Here is a 15946-nt window from a genome sequence, read left to right on the forward strand (position 1 = left end):
CGTCAGTACCCCCTCGGCCTCCCCGGCCGGCGTGTCGCGGCCCCCGGCGCCGCGGCGCGCCGGACGGGGGCCCTCGGTCAGGGCCCGCGCCTGGGCCACCAGGGCGCCCCTGCTGCCCGCGCTGATCTTCCTGATCGCGGTCACCCAACTGCCTTTCGTGGCAACGCTGTTCATCTCGCTCTTCGACTGGAACTCACTCGCCCCCGACGAGCGCGCGTTCTCCGGACTGTCCAACTACAAGACGGTCGTCACGGACGAGTCCCTGCGCGAGTCGATCCTCACCACCATTCTGCTCACAGCGACCGTCGTGATCGTCAGCGTGGTGCTCGGCCTGCTGCTGGCGCTCCTGATCAACCGGAAGTTCATGGGGCGCGGCTTCGTCCGTACGCTCCTGATCACCCCGTTCCTGCTGGTGCCCGTCTCGGCGGCGCTGATGTGGAAACACCTGCTCTACAACCCCGAGTACGGTCTGCTGAACGGGGGCTGGGCCTGGTTCACCGGACTGTTCGGCGACTCCACGCCCGCCCAGCCCGACTGGATCACCGACATGCCGCTGCTGGCCGTCGAGGCGTCCCTCGTCTGGCAGTGGACGCCGTTCATGATGCTCATCCTGCTCGCCGGACTCCAGAGCCAGCCGCTGGACATGATGGAGGCCGCGCGCCTCGACGGCGCCGGCACCTGGCAGATGTTCCGCTTCCTGACGGTGCCCCACCTGCGCCGCTACCTGGAGCTGGGCACCCTGCTCGGCGCCATCTACGTCGTCCAGAACTTCGACGCGGTGTTCACCATCACCGCGGGCGGCCTGGGCACCGCGAACCTGCCGTACACCATCTACCAGACCTTCTACCAGGCTCACGAGTACGGACTGGCCTCCGCGGCCGGAGTGGTCGTCGTGATCGGCACGATCGTGATCGCGACCTTCGCCCTCCGCGTGGTCTCGTCCCTCTTCAGTGAGGAGGCGAGCCGCGCATGAGCACCACCACCGCCACCGCGAAGGCGGCCCCGGTCACGGCCTACGCGCCCGCCACCCGCAAGGCCAGACGGCGCTCCGCCGGCCTCGGCCTGCTCGCCTGGGTCGTGGGGCTCGGCTTCTGCCTGCCGGCCCTCTGGATGCTGCTCACGTCCTTCCACTCGGAGACGGACGCGGCGACCAATCCGCCCTCGTTCACGGCGCCCCTCACCCTCGACAGCTACAAGGTGTTCTTCGGCTCCGACGGCGGCGCGAGCCCCTGGCCGCCGCTGATCAACTCCCTGACAGCCTCGCTGTTCTCGACCCTGTTTGTCCTGCTGCTGGCCCTTCCGGCGGCGTACGCGCTCTCCATCAAGCCCGTCCGCAAGTGGACGGACGTGATGTTCTTCTTCCTCTCCACCAAGATGCTGCCGGTGGTCGCCGGCCTGCTGCCGATCTACCTCTTCGCGAAGAACATCGGCATGCTGGACAACATCTGGCTGCTCGTCATCCTCTACACCTCGATGAACCTGCCGATCGCGGTGTGGATGATGCAGTCCTTCCTCGCGGACGTCCCGGTCTCCATCATCGAGGCCGCGCAGATGGACGGCGCCAGGCTGCCGACCGTCCTCGCCCGGGTGGTGGCCCCGGTCGCCGCGCCCGGCATCGCCGCCACCGCGCTGATCTGCTTCATCTTCAGCTGGAACGAGCTTCTGTTCGCCCGGGTGCTCACCGGTGTCACCGCGCAGACGGCGCCCGTCTTCCTGACGGGCTTCGTCACCAGCCAGGGCCTCTTCCTGGCCCAGCTGTGCGCCGCCTCCGTCGTCGTGTCCCTGCCGGTGCTCGCCGCCGGTTTCGCCGCCCAGGACAAACTGGTCCAGGGCCTCTCCCTTGGAGCAGTCAAATGAGGGCCGCGATCATCGAAGCCCCTGGCAAGGTCTCCGTCACGACGGTGCCCGACCCCACCCCCGGCCCCCGGGACGTGGTCGTCGCCGTCGCGTCCTGCGGGCTCTGCGGCACCGATCTGCACATCCTCCAGGGCGAGTTCGCGCCCACCCTGCCGATCGTGCCCGGCCACGAGTTCGCCGGCGAGATCGTGGAGATCGGCTCCGACGTCACCGAACTGGCGGTCGGCGACAAGGTCGCGGTCGACCCCTCGCTCTACTGCCACGAGTGCCACTACTGCCGGATCGGGCGCGGCAACCTGTGCGAGCGGTGGAACGCGATCGGCGTCAGCAAGCCCGGCGGCGCCGCCCAGTTCGCCGTCGCGCCCGTCGCCAACTGCGTCCGCCTGCCCGACCACATCGACGTGAAGGACGCCGCGCTCATCGAGCCGCTGTCCTGCGCGGTGCGCGGCTACGACGTCCTGCGCTCCACGCTCGGCGCCGAGGTCCTGATCTACGGCTCCGGCACCATGGGCCTGATGATGCTGGAGCTCGCCAAGCGCACCGGCGCCGCCTCCGTCGACATCCTGGACATCAACCCGGAGCGGCTCGCGACCGCCACCACGCTCGGCGTCTCCCGCTCCGCCGCCTCCGCCGAGGAGCTGGACACCCCGCGCGGCTGGGACATCGTCATCGACGCCACGGGCAACGCCGGCGCCATCCAGGACGGCCTCGGACGGGTCGCCAAGGGCGGTACGTTCCTCCAGTTCGGGGTCGCCGACTACGCGACGACCGCGGTCATCGAGCCGTACCGCATCTACAACCAGGAGATCACGATCACCGGCTCGATGGCGGTGCTCCACAGCTACGAGCGGGCCGCGGCGCTCTTCGCCACCGGGGTGCTCGACCCCGCGGTGTTCATCAGCGACCGGATGCCGCTGGAGTCGTACCCCGAGGCGCTGGACCGCTTCAAGGCCGGCCAGGGACGCAAGATCGTGGTCGAGCCGTGACCGGTGGGCCCGGCGCCGTGCTGGTGATGGGGGAGGCGCTGATCGACCTCGTACCGTCCCCGGACGACCGGCTGACCCAGCACGCCCAGCCCGGTGGCGCGCCCGCCAACGTCGCCGCCGGACTGGCCGCGCTCTCCACCCCCAGCTGGTTCGCCGGCACACTCGGCGGCGACGGCTTCGCCCGGGCGATCGAGCGGCGGCTGGTCTCGGCCGGTACCGAACTCGGGCTGTGCGGACGGTCGGAGCTGCCCACCGCCCTCGCGGTCGCCGACCCGGGCCCCGACGGCACGGGCTACCACTTCCACCTCCAGGACACCGCCACCTTCCGCATCAGCGAACGCGCGGCGGAGGCGGGGGAGTTCGGGGCGGTGTACGTGGGCGGGCTCGCCGCGGTCGTGTCCCCGGCCGCCGAGGCGGTGGCGGCGACCGCCCGCGCGGCGGCGGACCGCTCGGTGCTGGTGGTCGACCCCAACGTGCGCGAGGACCGCACACTGGACGCCGGGCCGGGTGCGCGGCGGCTGCGGGAGCTGTGCGCCCTGGCGGGGATCGTCAAGGCCAGCGACGAGGACGTGCTCCGGCTCTGGCCGGACGCCGATCCGGGCGAGACGTGCCTGCGGCTGGCGCGGGAGGGGCGGCTGGTGGTGCTGACGCGCGGGGCGCGCGGCGCGACCGCCTACACCCGGACCGGGGAGCCGGTGACGGTACCGGCGGTACCGGTCGAGGTGGTCAACACCATCGGTGCGGGAGACGCGTTCATGGCGGCGGTGCTGAACTGGCTGTCCAGGGAGGGTGCGTTCGCGCGGGCGGGGGAGCTGTCGCCCGCCGGCGCGGCGGAGATGCTGGGATTCGCGTCCCGGGTCGCGGCGTCGGTGGTCGCCCAGGAGGGCACACAGCCGGTGCCGGTCCCGGCGACCTAGGAGTGCGTGGTGCGCGGCCTCCGGCCGCGGTGTGTCCTCAATCGCCGGACGGGCTGAAAGTTCAGCCCGTCCGGCGATTGAGGACAAAAGGCGTCAGGCGGCCGCGTCGCGCTTCGCGGAGGCTTCGCGGATGATCTCCGCGTAGCGGTACCCGCTGGCCTTGACCGTGCGGACCTGCGTCTCGTAGTCCACGTGGACCAGCCCGAACCGCTTGTCGTAGCCGTAAGCCCACTCGAAATTGTCCATCAGCGACCAGGCGAAGTACCCCGCGAGCGGGGCGCCCTTCTCCACCGCTCGGGCGCACGCCGCGAGGTGGTCCTCCAGGTACCGGGTCCGCTCGGGGTCGTCGACCGTACCGTCCGCGCGCACGGTGTCGGGGAAGGCCGAGCCGTTCTCCGTCACGTAGATGCGCTCGACGCCGTACTCGTCGGTGAGGCGGAGCAGCAGCTGCTCCAGGCCCTCCGCGTGCACCTCCCACCCCATGTGGGTGTGGAGCGCGTTCGGTCCCTCGACCTGCTTGGCGAAGGGCGCGATGCCGGCCGGGTCGTCCTCCACGATCTGGCGGAAGTAGTAGTTCACTCCCATCCAGTCCAGCGGCGCCGCGATGGTCTCCAGGTCGCCCGGCCGGACCGGCAGTTCCACGCCGTACAGGTCGACCATGTCCTGCGGGTAGCCGCGCCCGAGGATCGGGTCCAGCCACCAGCGATTGGTGTGCCCGTCGGCGCGGACGGCTGCCGCGCGGTCCGCGTCGCTGTCCGAGGCCGCCTCGACCGGGCTGAGGTTGTTGACGATGCCGACGCGCGCGTCCGGCGAGACCGCGCGGATCGCCCGCACCGCGAGCCCGTGGCCGAGGTGCAGGTGGTACGAGGTGCGCACCGCCGCCTCGAGGTCGGTGACGCCGGGCGCCATCTTGCCTTCGAGGTGGCCGATCCACGACGAGCACAGCGGCTCGTTGAGGGTCGCCCAGTCCTTGACGCGGTCGCCGAGGCGCTCGGCGACGACGGAGGCGTACCGGGCGAAGTGCTCGGCGGTCTCGCGGACCGGCCAGCCGCCCCGGTCCTGGAGCGCCTGCGGCAGGTCCCAGTGGTAGAGCGTGGCGAACGGCGTGACGCCGGCCTCCAGCAGCCCGTCCACCAGCCGGTCGTAGAAGTCGAGACCCGCCTTGTTGACGGGTCCGTCGCCGCCGGGGATGACCCGGGACCAGGCCAGCGAGAAGCGGTACGCGTCCACGCCGAGCCGCTTCATCAGCCCGATGTCCTCGGGCACCCGGTGGTAGTGGTCGCAGGCCACGTCACCGTTGTCGTTGTTGTCGATCGTGCCGGGGAGGTGCGAGAACGTGTCCCAGATCGACGGGGCACGGCCGTCCTCGGCCACCGCCCCCTCGATCTGGTACGCGGCGGTGGCGACGCCCCAGGTGAAATCGGGAGGAAGGGCGTTGAGGTCGTTCACGAACTGCCTTTCGGGGTGGTTCACTTCACGGCGCCCGCGGTCAGGCCGGCGACGAGGTAGCGCTGGAGGAGAAGGAACCCGACGACGACGGGCACGCTCACGACCAGCGAGGCGGCCATGATCTGGTTCCAGTACACGTCGTTCTGGGTGGCGTACCCCTGGAGACCGACCGCGAGGGTACGGGTCTGGTCGTCGGTCATGACGGAGGCGAAGAGGACCTCGCCCCAGGCCGTCATGAACGCGTACACGGCGACGGCCACGATGCCCGGGACGGCGGCCGGCACCACGACCTGGAACAGGGCGCGGATCGGTCCGCAGCCGTCCACCATGGCGGCCTCGTCCAGCTCGCGCGGGATGGAGTCGAAGTACCCGATCAGCATCCAGATGGAGAACGGCAGCGAGAACGTCAGGTAGGTGAGGATCAGCCCGGCGCGCGAGCCGTACAGCTCGATGCCGGTGCTGTTCCCGATGTTCACGAAGATGAGGAACAGCGGGAGCAGGAAGAGGATCCCCGGGAACATCTGGGTGGAGAGCACCGTGATGGTGAAGGTCCGCTTGCCGCGGAACTTGTACCGGCTCACCGCGTATGCCGCGAACACCGCGATCACCACGGAGAGCACCGTCGCGGAACCCGCCACGATCAGCGAGTTCAGGAAGTACTTGGCGAGCGGGACCGTCTTCCAGATGTCGAAGTACGGGCGGATCGTCAGGTTCGTCGGGATCCACTGGAACTTCCCCGACACGTCCTGGAGCGGCTTGAGCGAGCTGCTGACCATCACGTAGACGGGCAGCAGCGCGAAGGCCGCCAGCACCGTCAGGACGACGCGGCGCGTCCAGAGGAACGACTGCGGCGGCGCCATGGGAGACCGGGGGCTAGACATCGGTGCCCTTCCTTCCCCGTGAGGTGATGAACAGGTAGATCGCCGTGACCAGCAGCAGGAAGAGCAGCAGCAGGACGGACATCGCAGAGCCCGAACCGAAGTTCCAGGTGACGAAGGACGATTGGTAGATGTGGATCGAGATCAGGTCCGCCGCTTCCGGCGCCGACTTGCCGAACAGGACGTACGGCGTGTTGAAGTCGTTGAACGTCCACAGGAAGAGCACCAGCACCAGCACCTGGTTGACCGGGCGCAGCGACGGCAGCGTGATCTTGCGGATCTGCTGCCAGATGCCCGCCCCGTCGATGGAGGCGGCCTCGTACAGATCACGCGGGATGTTCTGGAGGGCGGCCATCAGCATCAGGAACGCGAAGGGCCAGGACTTCCAGAGCGAGACGATCACCAGCGCGATGAAGCTGTTGTTGCCGATGAGCCAGAACGACGGCTTGTCGGTGAGGCCGAGCTGGTCGTGAAGGATGTGATTGATCACGCCGTTGTCGTGCTGGAACATGAACGCCCACGTGATGACCGCCGCGTACACGGGCAGGGCGTACGGGACCAGGAAGATCGTCCGCAGGATGCTCCTGCCGCGGAAGTTCTCCTGGAGCATGATCGCCGCCGCCACCCCGAGCAGCCACGAGAGCCCGACGGAGAGCACGGTGAAGGCGCAGGTGACGAGGAACGAGTGGAGCAGCGCCTGACCGATCGGGGCATCGAAGTCGATGGCGACCTTGTAGTTGTCGAAACCGGCGGAGGGGGAATTGCCCCAGTTCCGGATGAAGAACTGGGTGAGCTGCCTGAAGCTCACCCAGATCCCGATCACCATCGGGATGATGTGGACGAGCAGTTCGAGCACGACGGCGGGCAGCAGCAGGAGGTAGGGCAGACCGCCCTGACGGATCCGGTCGGGGATGCGCGGGAAACGTCGTCCGCGCGCACCCCCGTTGTCCGTCTTCTCCACGTCGCCCGTTTTGTGCCCACTGCTGGGTGTGACGGTGGCGGTCATGGAGAGAGCCTCACGGAGTCATCTGCTGCTGGGCCTTGGTCAGTGCTGCCTTGACGGATTCGGTGGTCACCGGCTTCCCCGCCGCGGCGTCGGCCCACAGGCCCTTGACGGCCGTACCGACGGTCGTCTCGAACTGGGACTCGTTCGCGACCTGGGGGAGCGGGGCGGCGCTGGTGCCCAGCGTGTCCCTCAGGACCTTCACGTCCGAGGCGCCGAACGCCGGGTCCTGCTGCGCGGCCTTGACGGGCGGGACCGAGCCGTAGGTCTTGTTCAGCAGCGTCTGCTCGGCGTCGCTCGTCATGAACTTCACGAACTTCTTCGCGCCGTCGATGTTCTTGGTGTTGTTGAACACCGCGATGTTGATGCCCGCGACCATGGAGTTGGTCTGCTCGCCCGTGCCGGGAACGCCGGACTGGACGGGCACCGGGGCGACGCCCCAGTCCTCGGGCTTCATGCCCTGGGAGGCGAAGGTCGACGCGGCGGCCTGCCAGAGGACCATGGCCGTCTTGCCCTTGGCGAAGTCCTGGAGGGACTGGTTCTGGGCGTACTCCGCGTTGCCCGGAGCGACGATCTTGTCCTTGGCCATGAAGTCGACGTACTGCTTCACGGCGGCGACAGCGCCGTCCGACGTGAAGGTCGGCTTGCCGTCCTTGTCGAAGAAGTCGGCGCCGTGCTGCTTGCCGAGGGCGAAGACCTGGTGGATGTTGTTGGAGAGGTTACCGCCCTCCGCGCCCAGCGCCCACTTGCCGTCCTTGGAGATCTTCTTGCCGTCGGCGACCAGCTCGTCCCACGTGGCCGGGGGCTTCTCGATGCCCGCGTCCTTGAACATCGCCTTGTTGTAGTAAAGGGCGTACGCCAGCGAGTACAGCGGCACGGCGGAGGGGTCCTTGCCCTCCGCGCCGGCCGAGGCCACCGCCGAGTCGACGAACCGGTCCCTGCCACCGATCGCGTCGAAGTTCTTCGTGTCCCACGGCAGAAGGGCACCGGTCGCCTGGAGCGAGGCGGACCAGGTGTTGCCTATGTTCAGCACGTCGGGGCCCTTGCCCGACGACGTGGCGGCGAGGATCCGGTTGAGCAGATCCGACCACGGCACAACCTCGAGCTTGACCTTGATCCCGGTCTGCTTCTCGAACTTCGCGAGCTCGGGGGTCAGGATCTTCTTGTCCGCCTCGATGCTGGGGCCCTGGTTGGACGCCCAGTACGTGAGGGTCTTCGGTGATTCGTTGCTTCCACCTTCTGACGATCCCCCGCCGCAACCGGTGACGGCTGCCGCGAGAGCGCTGACGATGGTTACTGCTGCTGCGGCTCTGGCCTTGCGCATGTGAGGTGGCCCCTTTCCGGGGATGGCAGCGTTCGAGAGTCGAACGGCCTCCATGACTTAATTTATGACGTGATTTAAGAGGTGAGAGAAGGTCGCGTCAAGGGCTGGGGCCGGGGTATGTTGCCTGCCGGGAAGGAGCAACATGGCTGAGCGCGGCAGACGGACAGTGCGTGACCTGCGCCGGGGCAATCGTGCCAGGGTTGTACAACGGTTGTATTTCGACGGTCCGCTGAGCCGCCAGGAACTCGGATCGGCCACAGGACTCAGTTCGGGCTCCATCAGCAACGTTGTCGCGGAACTGGCCTCGGAGGGACTCCTCGAAGAGGCCGGTGTTGTCGACTCCGACGGCGGCCGTCCGCGTACCCTGCTCCGTGTCGCCGCCGACGGCGGCCTGCTCATCGGCATCGACATCGGCGAGACCCGGGTCCGGGTCGAGCTCTTCGACCTGTCGCTCACCGAACTCGCGCGGACGGAACGGCTCCTCGCCCAGCACGGGTACGACGTCGAACGCATCGTCTCCCACGTCCGCTCCGGCGTCGCCGACGTCCTGCGCGACGCGGGCGCCGACCCCGCCCGGCTCCTCGGCATCGGCATCGGCGTCCCCGGCATCATCGAACGGGGCGGCCAGGACGGCGCGGTGGTGCACGGCCAGACCATCGGCTGGAGCGCCGTCCCCTTCGAGAAACTGCTCCGCGAGGGCTTCGAAATCCCGCCCGAGGTGCCCCTGTTCATCGACAACGGCGCCAAGACGCTGGGCCAGGCCGAGATGTGGTTCGGCGGGGGCAGGGGCGCCGGTACGGCCGCGATCGCCCTCATCGGCTCCGGGGTCGGCGCCAGCGTCATCCACGGCAGCAGCCTGGTCGAGGAGAGCCGCCGCAGCAGCGCGCTGGAGTGGGGGCACACCACCGTCCAGATGCGCGGGCGCAGATGCCGCTGCGGCTCCATCGGCTGCCTGGAGGCGTACGCGGGCGCCGAGGCGATGCGTGAGCGGTGGTACGAGGCGGGCGGGCCGCTGCCCGACGACGCCGACGACGAGACGGCGCTGGCCGCGCTGCTCGAAGCGGCGTTCCCCGGCCCCGACGGGCCGCCGCCCGATCCGCTGGCCGTCTCGCTCCTGGACCACACCGCGGAGTGCCTCGGGGCGGCGGTCGCCGATCTCATCAACCTCTTCCTGCCGGAACGCATCCTGCTGGGCGGCTGGGCCGGGCTGCTCATCGGGCCGCACCTGCTGCCGGCGATCCGGCGGCACGCGGAGGCGTACTCCCTGAAGCACCCGTCGGCGCGCACCACCATCGAGCTGGGCGAACTGGGGCCCGACGCGGTCACGGTGGGGGCGGCGACGCTGCCGCTCGCGGCGTTCCTGGCGCGGGGTGGGAGCCGGCCACGGGTGCCCGCGCCCGCGGTTCCCGGCGACGCGGGTGGCCTCGCGGCCCCGCACCGCTGGCGCCGCACCCCGGCCCCGACGCCGGACCCGTCGGCCTGAACGGCCACCCGTTGTCCTCAATCGCCGGACGGGCTTGATCGTGCCGCTTCCGTCCGACGCCGGGTGCCCTCAATCGCCGGGCGGCTTGATGTGGCCGGCGATTGAGGACACCCACAGCCCGGCGACGCGCTACGCGGAGTCCCGTACCACCAGGGTCGGTTCGTAGATCACCGACGTGACCGGGAGGCTCGGCCGAGCGAGGCGGTCCAGCAGCAGGTCCACCATCGCCGCCGCCATCTCCTCCACCGGCTGCCGGATGGTCGTCAGCGGTGGCCGGCACGCCGCGGCCACCCCGTTGTCGTCGAAGCCGATCACCGCGACGTCCTCCGGCACCCGCCGCCCGTGCTCGCGCAGCACATGGCACGCGCCCGCCGCCATCAGGTCGTTGGCCGCGAACACCCCGTCCAGATCGGGGTGTTCCGCCAGCAGCCGGGCCATGGCCGCCTCGCCGCTCTCCTGGCTGAACCGCCCCTCGACCGCCGGCACCTCCGGATACCCCCGGCGCGCCAGCGTCTCGCGGAAGCCCGTCAGCCGGTCCTGCCCCACCGGGGCCTCCAGCGGCCCGGTGATCGTCACGATCCGCCGGCACCCCCGCTCCAGCAGCCGCTCCGCGGCCAGCCGCGCGCCGTCGCGCTGGGCCAGGTCCACATAGCTGATCCGTACCGGCCGGGTCGGCCTGCCGTACAGCACAGCGGACAGCCCCGCCTCGGTGAGCAGGGACGGCAGCGGGTCCTCGGCGTGGGCGGACACGACCAGCGCGCCGTCCGTGTTCCCCTGGCGGATGTACGAGACGACCTCGTCGCGGGCGCGGGCGGTCCCCGCGAACATCAGCATCGGGTACATGCCGCGCGGCCGCAGGTGGTTGACGACCCCCGTCACCACCCGGCCGAAGAACGGGTCGGCCGAGACCCGGGCGGTGAAGGAGACACTCCCGCCGTCGGTGTCCTCGTCCTCGTCCACGCCCCCGCCGGCGCTTCCCCCGTTCTCCCGCTCCCCGGAGGCCGGCCCCGGCTCCTCCATCGCGTCGTCCGCCGCCGCCCCCGAGACGACCAGGGCGATGGCGTCCGCGCGCCGGGTGACCAGCGAACGGGCCGCGCGGTTGGGCGTGTAGCCCGTGGCGGCGACGGCCTGCCGTACCGCTTCCTGGATCGCGGGATCGACATTGCGCACCCCGTTGACCACCCGGGAGACCGTGGCGCGGGAGACTCCGGCCGCTCGTGCCACGTCCTCCAGGGTGGGCGCGGCGGCCGATCGCACGTCTTCCGTCATGGCCCCATTTGTAGCACCAGAGGGAGAGCGCTCTCGTAGGGGGCGTATACGGCGGAAAGAGGGCGAGCGGAGCGTGAGCTCTTGTCACCGTCCGTGCGACTCCCTTAAGTTGGCGGCTTGCGACGTGTCCTACCTGTCAACGGGGGAGCAAGCCATGACCGCTAACGGTCGGCACCGCAGGTACCAGCCGAGCCGCATCAACCGCGTATCGCTGAGCGTGACGGCGGGTGGCGCGGGGATGGCACTGCCGCTCATCGCCGCCGGGGCCGGGCACGCCGCGTCCGTGGATGTCTGGGAGAAGGTCGCGGCCTGCGAGTCGAGCGGCGACTGGAACATCAACACGGGCAACAGCTACTACGGCGGGCTCCAGTTCACCCAGTCCACCTGGGAGGCGTACGGCGGCCGGAGCTTCGCCCCGCGCGCCGACCTGGCCACCAAGGACCAGCAGATAGCCGTGGCCGAGAAGGTCCTCAAGGGACAGGGGCCGCGCGCCTGGCCTGCCTGTTCGGTGAAGGCGGGACTGACCCGCGGCGGCGACGCCCCCGACATCACGCCCGGTGGCACGACCCGCGCCGCGCCCGCGCAGGCCAAGACCCAGGAGAAGACCCGGTCCAAAGCCACCGACAAGGCCACCTCGCCGACGTCCGTCCCCACCCAGCGCGAGGGATACACCGTCGCCCGGGGCGACTCCCTCTCCGAGATAGCCGTGGACGAGTCGGTCAAGGGCGGCTGGCAGCGGCTGTACGACGACAACCGCCGCGTCATCGGCAGCGACCCCGACCTGATCTTCCCGGGCCAGAAGCTTGTCCTCCAGGCCCCGGCCAAGAGCGCCTCCCCCGCCACCAAGCCCAAGGCGGAGCCCGCCCAGAAGGCCGCGCCGGCCGCGAAACCCAGGACGGCCGAGCGGCCCAAGACCGCCGAGAAGCCGAAGACCGCCGAACCGAAGCGGACGGCCAAGCCGAAGCCGGCGGAGAAGCGCAGGACCGAGGCGCCCACCCGTACCAGCACGCAGACCACCGGCGGAGCCACCGCCCCCGTGGCCGCGTCGACCGGCACGCCGTACCACAAGGCCGGAGCCTGGGCGAGCGGCTACCACACGGGCGTCGACTTCCCCGTCCCCACCGGCACGTCGGTGAAGGCGGCCGCCGCCGGGCACGTCGTCTCGGCCGGCTGGGCGGGGGCGTACGGCTACGAGGTCGTCATCCGGCACGCGGACGGCAAGTACAGCCAGTACGCGCACCTGTCCGCGCTGACGGTACGGGCCGGCCAGCAGGTCGGCGGCGGCCAGCGGATCGCCCGGTCAGGATCCACCGGCAACAGCACGGGACCGCACCTGCACTTCGAGGTGCGTACGGGGCCGGGCTACGGCACCGACATCGACCCCCTCGCCTGGCTGAGGGCGCGCGGCGTCCGCATCTGACGCCCCCGGCCCCCCGGGCGGCTTCCCCTCCGGCGGCTTCCCCTCCGTCCGCGTTCCGTCCGGTCGCGTCCCGTCGGACCGTGTGCCGTCGGACCGTGTGCCGTCCGCACGGGGCCTGTTCGGCCGTGCGCCGTGATGGCGGGCGCTGTCCCGCCGTGCGCTGTCGGAGGCTATGTCCTCCGGTTGTACGTCCTCCGGGCGCGCACCGCCCGGAGGACCACCGCGCCGGGGTCCGGGCCCCTCCGGCGAGGACGGCGGCGCCGCGGGCTCGTCCCGCGGCTCCCGTGACGACCCCAACCGCTCCGTGGTGAGCAGGATCAGCCCGCCCGCCGCGACCACCCCGGAGCCCAGCGCCAGCACCGTGCCCGGCACGCCGTACCGGAAGGTCTCGCCGAACAGGGTGATGCCCACCGCCGCGGCCACCACCGGGTTGACGACCGTGACCGTCGCCAGCGGAGCCGCCAGGCCCGCGCCCCGGTACGACGCCTGGGAGAGCATCAGCCCCGTGGCCGCCAGCACACCGATCACCAGCAGGCTCGGCACCTGCACGGTCGTGGAGTCCGAGGTCCAGTCCACCGCGACCGTCTTCGTGAACACCGACGCGATGCCGAACGCGACACCGCCCGCGCCGGCGAGCAGCATGCTCCGTACGATCGGCCGGCCCACGATCTGAGCCACCAGGAAGAGCAGCCCCACCGCGCCGAACGTCGACGCCCCGAGGATCAGCCGTTCCGTCGCGCCGAGGGAGTGCGAGTCGGTGCCGCCGGTCAGCGCCAGCAGCCCCGCCAGCCCCACGGCCGCCATGATCGCGCCGCGCCACGCGGTGTGCCCGGCCTTGCGTCCCACGAACAGCGCGGCCATCGGCAGCGCGAAGACGATCGTCAGCGCGCCGAGCGGCTGGACCAGGCTCAGCGGCCCGTACGCCAGCGCCACGACGTGCAGCAGCGCCCCCACCCCGTTCAGGGCCACGGCCGCCCACCACACACCGTGGTGCAGCGGGGCGTACGGACGGTCGGGGGTGTCCGCGGCGACGCGCTCCTGAAGGATCGCCCCGGCCGCGTAGGCGACCGCGGAGACCAGCGACAGCAGCACGGACAGCGCAAGTGCACTCATGCCTCCCACGATCTCTCGTCCGGGCGGATTCGGCGTCGTCCTGAAGTGGTCAATCCGTCGTACTACGGTCGCAGTACGGGGCGGTCCCGGAACTCCACCCAGAGACGGTCGTGCAGGTCAGCGGCGAGGAAACCGCCGTCGGCCGCGTCCGTTCACCCGGGCGGGACCGGTCACATCCCGTAAATGATCGGCCAAAAGGTCACCATGAGTGATCGAAGCGAGGATGGAAGAGAGGTACGGATGGGCCGGACGGATCTGGCGGAAGTCGCCTCCGTAGGAGGCTTCTTCGCGCTGCGCACCGAGCCGCCGCCCGGCGCGCACGGAGCGCTGGCCCGCGTGTACGAGGGCGGCATCGCGCCCCTGACGGCCCGCGTCGACAAAGTGGCGGCCCGGCTGCGCACGCCCGAGCGCAGGGTCGCGGCGTCCGTCGCCCAGCTCGGCCTCGCGGCCCGCCTCTGGTCCATCGCGCTCGGTTGCGCCGTTCTGGGGGACACGGTGCCCGATCTGGACCCCGAGCGGCTGCACTGGGACCCGGACCTCACCACACCCGACGACCTCTGGCTGGCCGGCACCCGTACGTTTCCGGCCACCGCCGCGACCGTCCGCGAGGTGGTGCAGTACGGCCATCTCGTCCCGCTCGCCGAGGCCCTGCGCCGCGACGGCCACGTCTCGCCCCGGCTGCTGTGGGGGAACGCGGCCTCCGCGCTCGCCGGGGCCGCACGCGAGCTGGCCGCCTGGGGGGACCGGAACGGCCGGCCCGAGATCGCGGCCCGGGCGCACGCCCTGGCCGCCGAGCTTTTCGATCACCGGGACCTGCGTGCCACGGGCGATTACGGGGCAGGGTCATTCCGACGGCGGAGCTGCTGTCTCCACTACCGGTGTCCGGGCGGTGGCCTGTGCGGGGACTGCGTCTTCGACCGGCCTCCGCAACGGTCTTCCGCCGGGGCCGATTCCGGGTGACCATGACTGGCGTCGGCACCTGACATCGCGTGTGGCAGGCTGACCGGCACTGTTTCGACCAGCGGCTACGACAGGGCCAGGACAGGGGTACGGCGTGAGGGTGGGGCTGCTGACGCGGGAGTATCCGCCGGACGTCTACGGCGGGGCCGGTGTCCATGTGGAGTTCCTGGCCCGGGAGCTACGGCCCCTGACCGATCTCGACGTGCACTGCTGGGGCGAGAGCACCGACCCCGCGGCCGACGCCCGCGACCGGGTGTTCCGCCACCGCGCCGCCGCCGGGCTCGACAGCGCCAACGACGCGCTGCGCACCTTCTCGGTGGACCTGGCGATGGCCGCCGCCCTCGAAGGCCGCGAGCTGGTCCACTCCCACACCTGGTACGCGAACCTCGCCGGCCACGTCGCCAAACTGCTCCACGGCATCCCGCACGTGATGACCGCCCACTCGCTGGAGCCCCTGCGCCCGTGGAAGGCCGAGCAGCTCGGCGGCGGGTACGCGCTCTCCGGCTGGGCCGAGCGCACGGCGATCGAGGCAGCCGACGGCGTGATCGCCGTCTCCCACGGCATGCGCGCCGACATCCTCGCCGCCTACCCCGCGCTCGACCCGGACCGGGTGCACGTCGTCCACAACGGCATCGACACCCGCCTGTACCGGCCGGATCCGGCCACGGACGTACTGGAGCGGATCGGCCTCGACCCGGACCGCCCGTTTGTCCTCTTCGTCGGCCGCATCACCCGCCAGAAGGGCGTCCCGCACCTGCTGCGCGCCGCCCGCGCCCTCGACCCGGACGCCCAGCTCGTGCTGTGCGCGGGCGCGCCGGACACCCCCGAGATCGAGCGCGAGTTCCGCGAGCTGGTCGAGGAGTTGCAGCGCACCCGCGACGGCGTGCACTGGATCCCCGAGATGCTGCCGCGCCCCGAGGTGGTCCAACTGCTCACGCACGCCGCGGTGTTCGTCTGCCCGTCGGTGTACGAGCCGCTGGGCATCGTCAACCTGGAGGCGATGGCCTGCGGGACGGCGGTGGTGGCCTCCGCGGTGGGCGGCATCCCGGAGGTCGTGGACGACGGGCGTACGGGACTGCTCGTGCCGTACGACGAGCGCCACCCGGCCGCCTTCGAGTCGGCCCTCACCGAAACGCTCAACCGGGTTCTCGACGATCCGGAGTCGGCGGCCGCGATGGGGGTAGCGGGACGGGAGCGCGCCGTACGCGAATTCGGCTGGGACCAGGTGGCCCTCCGTACGCGCGAGGTGTACCGGAAGCTGCTGAAGCCCGATCAGGGCTTCTGAGA

At 70.9% G+C, this 15946-nt stretch carries 14 protein-coding genes; 8 read left to right on the forward strand and 6 right to left on the reverse strand.

All coding sequences use genetic code 11. The annotated features are described in order from the left end of the window. The first annotated feature begins 31 nt into the window (after positions 1-31). Genes ACIO1C_RS01445 through ACIO1C_RS01460 form a run of 4 tightly spaced genes read left to right on the forward strand, consistent with a single transcriptional unit; the run spans position 32 to position 3760 of the window. Positions 32-973 (forward strand): carbohydrate ABC transporter permease, encoded by a 942-nt coding sequence (locus ACIO1C_RS01445; protein ID WP_401857999.1) that lies wholly within the window; start codon positions 32-34, stop codon positions 971-973. Next, a complete protein-coding gene (locus ACIO1C_RS01450; RefSeq protein ID WP_401857098.1) occupies positions 970-1857 on the forward strand; it encodes a carbohydrate ABC transporter permease in 888 nt (295 codons plus the stop codon). The genes ACIO1C_RS01445 and ACIO1C_RS01450 overlap by 4 nt, the downstream gene beginning before the upstream one ends. Then, complete coding sequence (locus ACIO1C_RS01455; protein ID WP_401857100.1) at positions 1854-2843, forward strand: zinc-dependent alcohol dehydrogenase family protein; 990 nt, start codon at positions 1854-1856, stop codon at positions 2841-2843. The genes ACIO1C_RS01450 and ACIO1C_RS01455 overlap by 4 nt, the downstream gene beginning before the upstream one ends. Beyond that, positions 2840-3760 (forward strand): PfkB family carbohydrate kinase, encoded by a 921-nt coding sequence (locus tag ACIO1C_RS01460; protein ID WP_401857102.1) that lies wholly within the window; start codon positions 2840-2842, stop codon positions 3758-3760. Before ACIO1C_RS01455 ends, ACIO1C_RS01460 begins: the two co-directional genes overlap by 4 nt. Before the next feature lie 93 nt (positions 3761-3853). On the opposite strand, the gene ACIO1C_RS01465 is transcribed toward ACIO1C_RS01460, so the two are convergent. From ACIO1C_RS01465 to ACIO1C_RS01480, 4 genes are read right to left on the reverse strand one after another with little or no spacing between them, the layout of a single operon-like run. Continuing rightward, entirely contained in the window at positions 3854-5209 is a 1356-nt protein-coding gene (locus ACIO1C_RS01465; protein ID WP_401858002.1) for a GH1 family beta-glucosidase, read from the reverse strand. A gap of 20 nt (positions 5210-5229) precedes the next feature. After that, entirely contained in the window at positions 5230-6090 is an 861-nt protein-coding gene (locus ACIO1C_RS01470; protein ID WP_401857103.1) for a carbohydrate ABC transporter permease, read from the reverse strand. Next, entirely contained in the window at positions 6083-7093 is a 1011-nt protein-coding gene (locus ACIO1C_RS01475; protein WP_401857105.1) for a carbohydrate ABC transporter permease, read from the reverse strand. Before ACIO1C_RS01475 ends, ACIO1C_RS01470 begins: the two co-directional genes overlap by 8 nt. A gap of 10 nt (positions 7094-7103) precedes the next feature. Continuing rightward, complete coding sequence (locus ACIO1C_RS01480; RefSeq protein WP_401857107.1) at positions 7104-8414, reverse strand: ABC transporter substrate-binding protein; 1311 nt, start codon at positions 8412-8414, stop codon at positions 7104-7106. Between the two features lie 142 nt (positions 8415-8556). Between ACIO1C_RS01480 and ACIO1C_RS01485 the strand changes: the two genes are divergently transcribed. Then, positions 8557-9897, forward strand: coding sequence for an ROK family protein (locus ACIO1C_RS01485; protein ID WP_401857109.1), 1341 nt, complete (start codon positions 8557-8559; stop codon positions 9895-9897). 129 nt (positions 9898-10026) lie between these two features. Here ACIO1C_RS01485 and ACIO1C_RS01490 read toward each other — a convergent pair whose 3' ends face one another. Next, entirely contained in the window at positions 10027-11166 is a 1140-nt protein-coding gene (locus tag ACIO1C_RS01490; RefSeq protein ID WP_401857111.1) for a LacI family DNA-binding transcriptional regulator, read from the reverse strand. A gap of 154 nt (positions 11167-11320) precedes the next feature. On the opposite strand from ACIO1C_RS01490, the gene ACIO1C_RS01495 reads away from it, so the two are divergent. Further along, entirely contained in the window at positions 11321-12586 is a 1266-nt protein-coding gene (locus tag ACIO1C_RS01495; protein ID WP_401857113.1) for a transglycosylase family protein, read from the forward strand. On the opposite strand, the gene ACIO1C_RS01500 is transcribed toward ACIO1C_RS01495, so the two are convergent. Further along, the gene (locus tag ACIO1C_RS01500) at positions 12467-13699 is read right to left on the reverse strand and encodes a DMT family transporter (RefSeq protein WP_401857115.1); all 1233 of its coding nucleotides are present in this window, start codon (positions 13697-13699) and stop codon (positions 12467-12469) included. The two genes, ACIO1C_RS01495 and ACIO1C_RS01500, sit on opposite strands and share 120 nt — an antisense overlap. Before the next feature lie 204 nt (positions 13700-13903). Here ACIO1C_RS01500 and ACIO1C_RS01505 point away from each other — a divergent pair, with 204 nt between their 5' ends. Continuing rightward, complete coding sequence (locus ACIO1C_RS01505; RefSeq protein WP_401857116.1) at positions 13904-14659, forward strand: (2Fe-2S)-binding protein; 756 nt, start codon at positions 13904-13906, stop codon at positions 14657-14659. Positions 14660-14753: 94 nt separating this feature from the next. Further along, positions 14754-15944, forward strand: coding sequence for a glycogen synthase (gene glgA, locus ACIO1C_RS01510; protein WP_401857118.1), 1191 nt, complete (start codon positions 14754-14756; stop codon positions 15942-15944). Positions 15945-15946: the final 2 nt, after the last annotated feature.

It is taken from the genome of Streptomyces sp. NPDC087420 (genome assembly GCF_044744165.1).
Taxonomy (GTDB): domain Bacteria; phylum Actinomycetota; class Actinomycetes; order Streptomycetales; family Streptomycetaceae; genus Streptomyces.

Bases quoted from the DNA above. Each gene is read 5' to 3' on its own strand.
- ACIO1C_RS01450 (WP_401857098.1), top strand. From the start codon at position 970: ATGAGCACCACCACCGCCACCGCGAAGGCGGCCCCGGTCACGGCCTAC.
- ACIO1C_RS01455 (WP_401857100.1), top strand. From the start codon at position 1,854: ATGAGGGCCGCGATCATCGAAGCCCCTGGCAAGGTCTCCGTCACGACG.
- ACIO1C_RS01470 (WP_401857103.1), bottom strand. From the start codon at position 6,090: ATGTCTAGCCCCCGGTCTCCCATGGCGCCGCCGCAGTCGTTCCTCTGG.
- ACIO1C_RS01475 (WP_401857105.1), bottom strand. From the start codon at position 7,093: ATGACCGCCACCGTCACACCCAGCAGTGGGCACAAAACGGGCGACGTG.
- ACIO1C_RS01480 (WP_401857107.1), bottom strand. From the start codon at position 8,414: ATGCGCAAGGCCAGAGCCGCAGCAGCAGTAACCATCGTCAGCGCTCTC.
- ACIO1C_RS01485 (WP_401857109.1), top strand. From the start codon at position 8,557: ATGGCTGAGCGCGGCAGACGGACAGTGCGTGACCTGCGCCGGGGCAAT.
- ACIO1C_RS01490 (WP_401857111.1), bottom strand. From the start codon at position 11,166: ATGACGGAAGACGTGCGATCGGCCGCCGCGCCCACCCTGGAGGACGTG.
- ACIO1C_RS01495 (WP_401857113.1), top strand. From the start codon at position 11,321: ATGACCGCTAACGGTCGGCACCGCAGGTACCAGCCGAGCCGCATCAAC.
- ACIO1C_RS01500 (WP_401857115.1), bottom strand. From the start codon at position 13,699: ATGAGTGCACTTGCGCTGTCCGTGCTGCTGTCGCTGGTCTCCGCGGTC.
- ACIO1C_RS01505 (WP_401857116.1), top strand. From the start codon at position 13,904: ATGAGTGATCGAAGCGAGGATGGAAGAGAGGTACGGATGGGCCGGACG.